Origin of the sequence: Thermomonas sp., assembly GCF_020850895.1 — a bacterium.
Taxonomy (GTDB): domain Bacteria; phylum Pseudomonadota; class Gammaproteobacteria; order Xanthomonadales; family Xanthomonadaceae; genus Thermomonas.
In genome coordinates, this window is the sequence record NZ_JADZDS010000124.1 from 1 (window position 1) to 7749 (window position 7749).

Below are 7749 nucleotides of genomic sequence, written 5' to 3' on the forward strand. Positions count from 1 at the left end.
GCGATGTCGTCGACGACATGCACCCGCGCCAACACCTGGCGAATCACTGCCGGCCCACGCACACGCGCCGCCAGCGTGGTCGGCGGATACGAGGCCGATGCGTCATCGGCGCCCGACACCAGGGCGACGCGACCCTCGGACAATGCCGCCAAGGCATCGACCAGTGCGGGATCGAAGTGTCCATCGCCGGCATCCACCACCGCCGCTTCGATCAACTGTCCCAGCGCGACTTCCACCGCGCCTTCCCAGCCCGCATCGACCTCCAGCCGCTCGCCAACGCGCACCGCATCGCCCAGCCCATGCACCTGCAGCCAACGCGCGCCCGCACCTGTTTCCTGCCCCAGCGCCGCGGCCTGCAAGGTCTCCAGCGAGGCCAATCGTCCCCGCGCCGCCTGGATGCGCTTGCGCAGCTCGGCCTGTTCGCCCTGTAACTGGCGCTGGCGCTCCTGCAACTGGGTGCTGTTCGCCCGGTGGGTGTCCACCTGCGTGGTCAAGGTGTGCACGGCGGCCTTGCCGGTCTCGCATTCCGATGCAAAGCCTGCGAGTGCGGCGGACAGTGCGTCCAGATCCAGCCCTGCGCGCTCGTCGCCCAGCTTCTGTATGCGGTTGCTGGCATCGAGAATCTGACGATCCAGGTGTTCGATGCGGGTGCGCTCCACGTCGGCCGCGCGCGCGGCTTCCGCCTGGTCACGGGCGTGCAGGTCACGGCGCTGCTGCCAATCCGACAGCTGGGCTTCGGATGCGGTCAAGGCCTGTTGGCGATCGCGGTCCTCGGCCTGCAGGACCTCCAACCGCGGCACCGCTTCTTCCACCGCGCCCTGCAATTGCGCCAGCCGTTGGCGATCGACGTCGATCTGCCCTCCGAGTTCATCCAATGCACTTCCGGCTTCATCGCGGGCTCGCTGCAGGCGCGCGGCCAACTCGCGCTGGTGGGCAATCTGCTGCTCGATCCGGGCCAAGTTGCCGCTGGCCTCGTACACCGTCGCCTGCGCACCGTTGAGTGCCTCGCTCTTGCCCTCACGTTGTGCGCGACCGGTTTCCAAGGCAGCTTCGGCTCGACGCAGCCCGGCAACCAGCGCCTCCAACTGCGTTTCATCGCGCAGCAGCCCCGTCCGCGAGGACTGCAACTGCGCATCCAGCGTACGGAACTCCAATGCACGCCACTGCGCGTCCTTCTCGCGGCGACGTTCCTGCAAGGCGGTGTACTGCTCGGCCTGCTTGGCCTGCCGCGACAGATGCTGCAACTGCTTGTCGACCTCGTCGCGCAGGTCGGTCAGGCGATCGAGGTTTTCGCGGGTGTGGCGGATGCGCGTCTCGGTTTCCTTGCGGCGTTCCTTGTATTTGGAAATGCCGGCGGCCTCTTCCAGGTAGACCCGCAGGTCTTCCGGCCTGGCGTCGATCACCTGCGAGATCATGCCCTGCTCGATGATCGAATAGCTGCGTGGGCCGAGGCCGGTGCCGAGGAACAGGTCGGTGATGTCGCGCCGACGGCATTTGCCGCCATTGAGGTAGTAGCTGCTCTGGCCATCGCGGCCGACCGTGCGCTTGACCGAGATCTCGTTGAACGCGGCGTACTCACCGGTGATCGCGTGATCAGCGTTGTCGAAGATCAGCTCCACCGAGGCCTGCGACACCGACTTGCGCGCACTGCTGCCGGAGAAGATCACGTCCGTCAGCGAATCACCGCGCAGGCGGCTGGCAGCCGATTCGCCCATCACCCAACGGATCGCGTCGATGATGTTGGACTTGCCGCAACCGTTGGGACCGACGATGCCGGTCATATTGGTCGGCAGATGCAGGGTGGTCGGGTCGACGAACGATTTGAAGCCGGACAACTTGATGGTGGACAGGCGCATGCGGCGGTCGCGAACCTTCGCGACACCCGCGGTGTCGCATGATATTTCAGCTTAAATTATGTCCGTAACTCGTTGTTTCAACGTGATTGTTGAATACAAAACCAGCCCGGATGATCGGGGAGTATAGCGGCCATCAGCCCGCCTCGTCCGGCGTCTGCGCTTGAATCGAGAGGGCATGGATATCGGTCTGCAGCAGGTCGCCGAGCGCGGCATAGACCAGTCGGTGCCGGGCTGCCGGAAACTTGCCTTCGAAGGCCGCACTGACGATGGCGACGCTGAAATGGCCCTGCCCGCCACGGCTGCCGGCATGGCCGGCGTGGCGATGGCTGTCATCGACGATATCGAGGCGGACGGGTGCCAATGCCGCTTCGAGCAGGGCCCGCATGCGCGCGATCCGACCCGGATTCAGGCGCGGGATATCGGCCTCGGTCCAGCCTTCGCTCACGGCAACACCTTGCAGAACGGGCGCACGTCCACGCGCTGATAGACGCCCGCAGCGCAATACGGATCGGCATCGGCCCAGGCACGCGCATCCTCCAACGAGGCGAACTGGGCGATGACCACGCTGCCCTGGAAGCCCGCCGGACCCGGATCCTCGGCATCGATGGCCGGGCAAGGCCCGGCCAGCAACAGGCGGCCTTCATCGCGAAGCGCAACCAAGCGCGCCAGATGGTCGGCACGCGCTGCCTTCCGCCGCGCCAACACGTCCGGACCGTCATGGCCTTCGATCACGTACCACATCGACTGACTCCCTGAATCGTTGCCGCGCATTGTAACGGTGCCCAGTGGACAGCCCGGCGCCGAATGCGTAGGCTAGATCGCACGTTTCCCGCCCGGTCTTGCGGGCGTGCGCCGTTCGGCCACTGGCCGCAGGTGCCCGCCGACCCGGCGAATGCACGCCATCGATCCGTTGACGGGGCCCACCGGCCGCGCCGTCAGCGCGTGGCGAACACAGCAACCCAGGCCCATCCGGGCCTTTGCGTAGCTTGCGTGGCCCGGAGGGGGCCGCCAACCGATGACACCTGAAACCCGCAGCGACACCGTGGCCGCGGCCAACAACGGCACCAGCAATGCCCCGCCCCAGCAGCAGGAAATGCCGCTGGCGGTGGTGCTTGGCCAGCCCTTGTCGGAAATCCCGAAGGACCTGTACATCCCGCCGGATGCGCTGGAGATCATCCTCGAGGCCTTCGAAGGCCCGCTCGACCTGCTGCTCTACCTGATCCGCCGGCAAAACCTCGACATCCTCGATATCCCGGTCGCCGAGATCACCCGCCAGTACGTCGACTACATCCAGGCGATGCACGAGTTGCGCTTCGAACTGGCCGCCGAGTACCTGGTGATGGCCGCGATCCTGGCCGAGATCAAGTCGCGCATGTTGCTGCCGCGACCGCCCAGCAGCGAGGGCGACGACGAGGATCCGCGCGCCGATCTGGTCCGCCGTCTGCAGGAATACGAGCGCTACCGCAAGGCCTCCGAAGACCTCGACGCGATTCCGCGCCAGGAGCGCGACACCGTCGCGGTCTCTGCGTTCGTGCCGGATCGTGCGGTGGTGCGGCTGCCGCCACAGGTCGATATCCGCGAGATGTTGCTGGCCCTGCGCGAGGTGTTGCAGCGCGCCGAACTGTTCACCCAGCACGCCATCCGCCGCGACGCACTGAGCGTGCGCCAGCGCATGGGCGAACTGCTGGAACGCCTGTCCGATGGCGCATTCCACCGCTTCGAAACCCTGTTCACACCGGAAGAAGGCCGGCTGGGCGTGGTGGTCACCTTCCTCGGCCTGTTGACCCTTGCCAAGGAACAGTTGATCGACATCGTGCAGGAGGCATCCGGCGAAGGCAGCGATCATCGGCATGCACCGATCTACGTGAAATCCCAAGCTGCTGGGTCCACCCTGCCTTCGCCAGAGGAACTCTCAAGCGAGTTCGATGACGACGCGCCGGCAAGACAGCCGTAACCATCGCCACCGCAACGACCTGCCCTAATCCTTGCCATGACAGAAATCGACCAGAGCCTCGTCACCCGGATCGTCGAAGCTGCCCTGCTGGCCGCAGCGCAGCCGCTGGCCGTGGCGCAGATCCACGGCCTGTTTCCGCTTGACGAACCGGCCCCCGAGGGTAGCGTGGAAGCGGCGCTGCTGGAATTGCAGGCCGCCTGCGCTGGTCGCGGCGTGGAACTGGTGGAGGTCGCCTCGGGCTGGCGCTTCCAAGTCAAGTCCAACGTCCATCCCTGGGTGTCGCGCCTGTGGACCGAGCGCCAGACCAAATACAGCCGTGCCACCCTCGAAGTGCTGGCCCTGATTGCCTACCGGCAACCCATCACCCGCGGCGAGATCGAGCAGATCCGCGGCGTGACCACCAACAGCAACATCATCCGAACGTTGGAAGAACGCGACTGGATCCGCGTCGTCGGCCACCGCGACGTGCCCGGCAAGCCCGAGTTGCTGGCGACCACCCGCGGCTTCCTTGATTACTTCGGACTGAAGCGGCTGGACGAACTGCCGGCGCTGTCGGAGCTCAAGGACATCGGCGAACTCGAACCGCAATTGCCGATTGCCGGCATGGCCCTGCCCACTGAAACGGGGTCAGAGAACATGTCCGACAATCCACCTGAAACCAACGACAACCCCGGGGCAGAAATGTTCTCTGACCCCCTCTCGGACCCCGTTCCCGAAGACACCCAACGAGACGACGCGACTGCCGCATCGTCGGAGCACACCGAACATGAGCACGAATGAAACACCACGCCGCCCGCTGAGCCTGAAAGCCAAGCCGGCCGAAGCCACACGCATCGAAGAGCGTTTGCACAAGGTGCTGGCGCAGGCCGGGCTCGGCTCACGCCGTGCACTGGAGCAGCGCATCGCCGACGGCAAGGTCAGCGTGAATGGCGAGCCGGCGCGCACCGGCATGAGCGTGACCGGCGGCGACAAGATCGAGATCGACGGCAAGACCTTCGTCGCCAGCGCGCTGACCGAACCAGCGCGCGTGCTGATGTACAACAAGCCGGAAGGCGAAGTGACGACCCGCGAGGACCCGGAAGGCCGTCCGACCATCTTCGACACCCTGCCCGCACTGAAAGGCGCGCGCTGGATCGCCGTCGGCAGGCTCGACATCAACACCACCGGTCTGCTGCTGCTCACCACCGATGGCGAGCTGGCCAACGCGATGATGCATCCCTCGCACGAGGTCGAGCGCGAATACGTCTGCCGCGTGCGCGCACCGGAGGGCGAGGAAAACGTCAGCGACAAATTGGTGGATCGCCTCGCCCGCGGCGTGGCACTGGAAGACGGGCCGGCCAAGTTCGACGAAATCGAACGCATCGGCGGCTCCAACATGCCCGAGGAAAGCCGGCACGACTGGTTCCGCGTACTGCTGAAGGAAGGCCGCAACCGAGAAGTGCGCCGGCTGTGGGAGTCGCAGGGCTGTCAGGTGTCACGCCTGAAGCGCATCCGCCACGGCCAGGTGCGACTGCCGCAACCACTGCTGCGCGGTCACGCCCAGGAATTGCCGCAGGCGGAGGTCGACGCCCTGCGCAAGTCGCTGGGACTGGAAGACGGCACGCCATCTGCACTGACCCTGATGCCGGTGCTGGGCCAACGCAAGGCGAACAAGACGGTGGTCACCGGCGGCGCGCGCGGGCACGGTTATGTCGGTGGGCACAGTACCGCCGACGAAGGCCGTGAGCTGCGCCGTTTCGACAGCGTGCGCGAGGATCGCGGCCGGCGCGGCAATCGCAAGCCATCCGGTGGCTTGACCGTCAGCGGTGAGCAGGCAGCCAATCAGGCCAACAAGCGATTGAAGGTCAAGGGACCTCGGCAACCCGGCCAGCGGCTGAAACCTGGCGAGAAGCGCGGCGAGAACCCGGCGGCGATGCGCACTTGGTTCGTCCCGGATGGCGTCGACACCGGCCCAAGCGGACATCGCAACCCGGGCGGGCGCGGACCCAAGAAATACACTCCCCGCGGCGCACAGCCCGCTGCTGGGGATGCCCGCCCGCAGCGACCCGCGCGCCCCTACGGCCATCCAGGCAATGCACCGTATTTCCCTTCCGACCATGTGCACGGCAGCACTGGACAGCCCGGGACGCCGCGCACTGGGGCACCGCGCGGACCTCGCTCCCCGCGCCCGGGTGGTGGCCCACGTCCCGGCGCGACGCCGCGACCCGGTGGCGCACCTCGGCCACGCGGTCCAGGCCCGCGTGGCCCGCGCGGCGACTCACGCTGAATCGCACGACTGACCAAGGAGTCTCGACATGTCCCTTTCGATCCTGACCGCCCTCCTGCTGGCCACGCAGTCGGCACCGCCCGCGACAGCAAGCGACGCGTCACCGATCCCGTATTCCGAGGCCAAGCGCCAAGCCGATGCCGATGAAGCCAGCGTCACCGGGCAGGCGCACGAGGACATGCTGTCCAGCCAGGGTGCCCTGCTCGATGCCGGCATTGCCGCCTGCGCGCGCGATGACCTGCGCGACGACTTCACCCCGTTCACCATCGTGATGAAGCTGTCGAAGACCGGCATGGTGCAGCAGACCTGGCGCCAGGGCACCTCTCCGCTGGGAATCTGCCTGCAGCGCTACGTCCGCGACAAGACGGTGTTCACGCCGCCGCGCGACGGGTTCTTCATGTCCTTCGAAGTGAGCTTCACCAAATAGATCAGCGGCATCTCGATTGTGCTGGCAAGCCCGTGCTGGGCTTGTCCAGCACACGCGGAACTCAGCCCAAGGCCGCCAGCGCCGCAGCGTAGTCCGGCTCTTCCGCGATCTCCGGCACCAGCTGTGCGTGCAGCACATTGTCGTGCTCGTCGAGCACCACCACTGCGCGTGCGGCCAACCCGGCCAGCGGGCCGCTTTCGAGTGCAACGCCGTAGTCCTGCAGGAATTGGCGGCCACGCATCATCGACAGCATCCTGACGTTGGCGATGCCCTCGGCGCCGCAGAAACGGCCCTGCGCAAACGGCAGGTCGGCGGAAATGCACAGCACCACCGCGTTGTCCAATCCGGCCGCGTCGCGATTGAAGTGCCGCACCGAGGTCGCGCACACACCGGTATCGACACTCGGGAAAATATTGAGCACTTTGCGCTTGCCGGCGAAATCGGCCAGGCCCTTTTCACTCAAATCGCCCGCCACCAGCTTGAACGCCGGCGCACGCGCCCCGATTTGCGGCAATTGGCCACCCACCTGCACCGGATTGCCATGAAACGTCACGCTCGACATCGCCTTGCTCCTCATCAGGATGATTTCCTTGCTTGATCGTGCACTGCGCCGCGTGATGCTGACGTCAGCATCGTCGTGGGATCACGGAACCGCCTCGGTCCACAGCGGGGTTCCGAACTTGGAACGCACCAGGCCCTCGGCACGCGCCAACTCCTCAGGTCGCAGCACGTCCTCCGACAATCCGTGGAGATGGCGAAAGGTTTCGATCATCCGCGCGATGATGTCCTCGCGCGGCAGGCCGGTTTGGCTGCGCAGTGGATCGACCCGCTTGTTGGCACTCTGGGTCGCCTTGTCCGAGAGTTTCTCGCGGCTGATCCGCAACACCTTCAACATCTTGTCGGCATCGATGTCGTAGGCCATGGTGACGTGATGCAGCACCGCCTTGCCGCGCCGCATCTGCGCGGCACCCGCGATCTTGCCCGCCTTGGAGGTGATGTCATTGAGCGGCTGGTACCAGGCCTCGATGCCGAGCGAACGCAGCGCATCGAGCACCCAACTGTCCATGAAGGCGTAGGACTGCTCGAAGGACATGCCGGCGACCAGGGATTCCGGTGCCGACAACGAATAAGTAATCGTATTGCCGGGTTCGATGAACATCGCGCCACCACCGGTGGCACGGCGCACGACTTCAATCCCGTGGCGGCGCGCAGCGACCAGGTCGACCTCATTGCGCAAGGACTGGAA

Annotated in this window: 8 protein-coding genes and 1 pseudogene; 4 read left to right on the plus strand and 5 right to left on the minus strand. The window is 66.0% G+C overall.

Going from position 1 to position 7749, the window contains the following annotated elements; translation table 11 throughout:
* The 3 genes from IT472_RS11055 to IT472_RS11065 form a co-directional block, all read right to left on the minus strand.
* Window positions 1-1856 (minus strand): AAA family ATPase (locus tag IT472_RS11055; RefSeq protein WP_297181565.1); only part of this gene is annotated, 1856 nt, incomplete at its 3' end.
* 133 nt (window positions 1857-1989) lie between these two features.
* Window positions 1990-2241 (minus strand): BolA family protein, encoded by a 252-nt coding sequence (locus IT472_RS11060; RefSeq protein ID WP_297181572.1) that lies wholly within the window; start codon window positions 2239-2241, stop codon window positions 1990-1992.
* A 56-nt stretch (window positions 2242-2297) separates the two neighbouring features.
* Window positions 2298-2597, minus strand: coding sequence for a YciI family protein (locus tag IT472_RS11065; protein ID WP_297181566.1), 300 nt, complete (start codon window positions 2595-2597; stop codon window positions 2298-2300).
* 274 nt (window positions 2598-2871) lie between these two features.
* Between IT472_RS11065 and IT472_RS11070 the strand changes: the two genes are divergently transcribed.
* From IT472_RS11070 to IT472_RS11085, 4 genes and pseudogenes are all read left to right on the plus strand, one after another.
* Window positions 2872-3810, plus strand: coding sequence for a ScpA family protein (locus IT472_RS11070; protein WP_297181567.1), 939 nt, complete (start codon window positions 2872-2874; stop codon window positions 3808-3810).
* Between the two features lie 45 nt (window positions 3811-3855).
* Window positions 3856-4401, plus strand: a pseudogene (scpB, locus tag IT472_RS11075) (SMC-Scp complex subunit ScpB); the annotation flags it as partial.
* Between the two features lie 175 nt (window positions 4402-4576).
* On the plus strand, window positions 4577-6076 hold the full coding sequence (locus tag IT472_RS11080) for a pseudouridine synthase (RefSeq protein ID WP_297181568.1): 1500 nt from the start codon (window positions 4577-4579) through the stop codon (window positions 6074-6076).
* A gap of 28 nt (window positions 6077-6104) precedes the next feature.
* Window positions 6105-6503, plus strand: coding sequence for a hypothetical protein (locus IT472_RS11085; RefSeq protein ID WP_297181569.1), 399 nt, complete (start codon window positions 6105-6107; stop codon window positions 6501-6503).
* A 61-nt stretch (window positions 6504-6564) separates the two neighbouring features.
* Here IT472_RS11085 and tpx read toward each other — a convergent pair whose 3' ends face one another.
* Together tpx and IT472_RS11095 are read right to left on the minus strand one after the other, a co-directional pair.
* Window positions 6565-7065, minus strand: a complete 501-nt coding sequence (tpx, locus tag IT472_RS11090) for a thiol peroxidase (RefSeq protein ID WP_297181570.1) — start codon at window positions 7063-7065, stop codon at window positions 6565-6567.
* A gap of 81 nt (window positions 7066-7146) precedes the next feature.
* Window positions 7147-7749 (minus strand): biotin/lipoate A/B protein ligase family protein (locus IT472_RS11095; RefSeq protein WP_297181571.1); only part of this gene is annotated, 603 nt, incomplete at its 5' end.